This window comes from uncultured Caballeronia sp. (genome assembly GCF_964243625.1).
Classification (GTDB): Bacteria; Pseudomonadota; Gammaproteobacteria; order Burkholderiales; family Burkholderiaceae; genus Caballeronia.
This window is the reverse complement of sequence record NZ_CAXTGZ010000761.1, coordinates 1-2,606: the sequence shown is the minus strand read 5'-3', so window position 1 is coordinate 2,606 and position 2,606 is coordinate 1. Positions and strand designations below refer to the sequence as shown.

The window sequence follows — 2,606 nt, the reverse complement described above, 5'->3', positions numbered from 1 at the left end:
CTGCCGGCTAGCACTAATCCCATTCGGCACATCAACCCACCCAGACGCACCCCCCACTTCCGGCCCCGGCTTGATCACCCCAACTTCACGCCCCGTATCCTTCTCATACACATGAACCATCCCGACCGGCTCTATCGAAAAGAGATACTTGCCCTCCACCGTCAGCCCGATCGTGGTCGCAAGCGGCTTGCTCTTCGTATCCCACGGCAACGCAATCGAATAACGCTGCTTTGGCGTGTCCGAAGACCAACGGTCATAGCGCACCAGGCGTCGACCCACTTCCTTCCAGTACCCACGATCAAACGGCTCGTCGGCGGTGTATCCCGTCAGGTACATCGTGTCGGTATCGGCCTCGTATAGGGCGCGCTTCACCACGTTGAACGGCGCAGGCATCGGATAGTTTTGCGCGTTGTTGTACGTGTAAAGCGGATTGCCTACCTTGTCCACACCGCCATACCTGAAGCGATTGATGCCGCTCGAATCGCTCGTGTGCCAGATGTCACCCTTGGTGTCGACCCACCATCCCCATCCGCCCGGATTGGGCAGCATCGCGCTGTTCGACTCGAACTCGTTCGGCTCGAAGCGGCCGTTGCCGTTGTCATCGCGCCAGATCCAATCACCGCCAGCCGGATGATTCGGGATGTTCGCGGCACCACGTTCGCGACCAGCGAAATACCCCGAAGGAATGGCCAGTTCACCATCGCGCTTTGCATCGAACCGATAAATCTTCAGGTGATCCGAATACATGTCGGTCAGATACAGGAGCGTCCGGCCGTCGAGCTTGCGGGCGATCGGCTGGCCCGGCCAGTCATCCACGCTGAAACTCGGGTCCTCGGGATACTTGAAACGCCCCGATAGAAACCCCGCGTACTTCCATTCCTGTCCCACCGGTTTCGATAAATCCAGTTCAAAACGCTTGTTGCCGGTGTACACGCTGTTCGGCCGCGACGGATCCATCCACGCGCCGTCCACGAACAACAAGCCCTGCACTTCCCACAACTGCTTGCCATCTGGCGCGTAGCTTTCGAGCGTGGCGCCAAGCCCCGCGCCCGTCGACCCTTGGCGCACGCCAATGCCGTTCGTCGATACATAGATGTTGCCCGCCGCGTCGGCGCCGACGCCCGTCAGTCCATTGAAACGCTGCGGGCCAGGCTTGCCCGCGACGCCAGAGAAAATTCCGCCTCGCTCACCCAGCGCGCCCGTCTCGCGATACTTGTTCGCCCCGCCATCGCGCGTAAAAATCAACACCTGTTGACGTGGGCCGTTGTCTGCGACCAGCAAACGCCCTTGCGGATCGACAGCGACATCTACTGCATCCGTGCCGGTCGCGAACGCCGGCGCATCGTCGATCACCGCACCCGCCGGCGTGTAATGCGCGAGCCGCGCCTTTGCGCCTTGCGTGTTGGTCAGCGCCCAAAGCGTGCCGTCCTTCGCGAGCGCGAGACGCCCCGGTTGCGGCGCGCTCCAGTTGCTCTTTTGCTGCATCGTTTCGGCGTCGTACACTTCGATGCGATTCGCCGATGTGTTCGCGACATACAACAACGCATCGGTCGCCGCCAACCCGCCCACGTCCTGCCTGAACTCGGCCTTCGGTGCGCCCCGCTTCTCATCCGGCGCCTCGTTGACCATCAGGAACGCGGCCGCAAGCTGGGCGTGCCCGTCGGCTTTATCGGCGGCGAGGCTCACCTGGAATGTGGCGGGCCGCTTCATATCGGCAAGTTCACGGCGCGACACGCCGAACCACTGCTTGCCCTTCGGCGGCCATACACCCGGCTTCGACAGACCGCCGCGTTCATTGCCTACGGCGACCGCCACAAACACATAGCGCTTGTTGATCGCTATTGCGTTGCCGCCGTAATGACCCCAGCCGTGTGTGCCATCGGCTCTGCCGAGCACCTTGCCGTTCTTGTAGACACTGACCTCGGCGCCGCTCTCGTCCCACGGCGAGTTGGTGAACACGCGGCCGTCCGGGGCCACGGCGATCGCGGTGATGTTGATCTGCGTCCATGCGCCATCGCCGAAACCGAACGTGTTGCCAATCCAGGATGTGCGCGCCTGCAGCACCGTCGCCGGCGCCACGTACGCCGGATATGCCGGAGCCGCTGCCGCCACGCCAAGCGCACCCACCACTACGAACCGCGAAACCACAACTGAAAAACGATGCAAAGTGCGAAGCAAGAGGTTTTCTCCATCTGAGAGCGGCCGGCTCTGCTCGATCGGCCAATGGAGCAGTAGAGGCGTCACGGCCGTTACTCGGGTTAATCAAGCCTACCGTTCAAATATTGCAAAAAAATCTGAAATAAATGGAAGGTGAAATGAGCACGGGTGGATCGGAATTCCGGTCCGACTTATTTTGTTCAAAAAAATTGTTTCGAAAAGTAATAGCGCGCTTGACTCAGGGCGCTTACAAAACGCCGTTGGATGCCATGACAAGCAAGGGGCCACTAAATATTTCCATAATTGTTTCGCCATAGAATTAATGACGATTTTGGGCGATTTATCTGTGCGGCCCGCATCGGAACGGTGGAGATCACGCGCGGGATCGTTACATTCCAAAACCGCCTAACCTAATTTCGACGAAGTTTCCCAGCCAATTTCCGGCGCGA

1 protein-coding gene is annotated in these 2,606 nt (G+C 59.9%); it reads right to left on the bottom strand.

The genetic code is table 11. The annotated features are described in order from the left end of the window. The coding region (locus ACFFAR_RS30515; protein ID WP_375509150.1) for a hypothetical protein at positions 1 to 2,166 on the bottom strand (2,166 nt) is incomplete at its 3' end. Between the last annotated feature and the right edge of the window lie 440 nt (positions 2,167 to 2,606).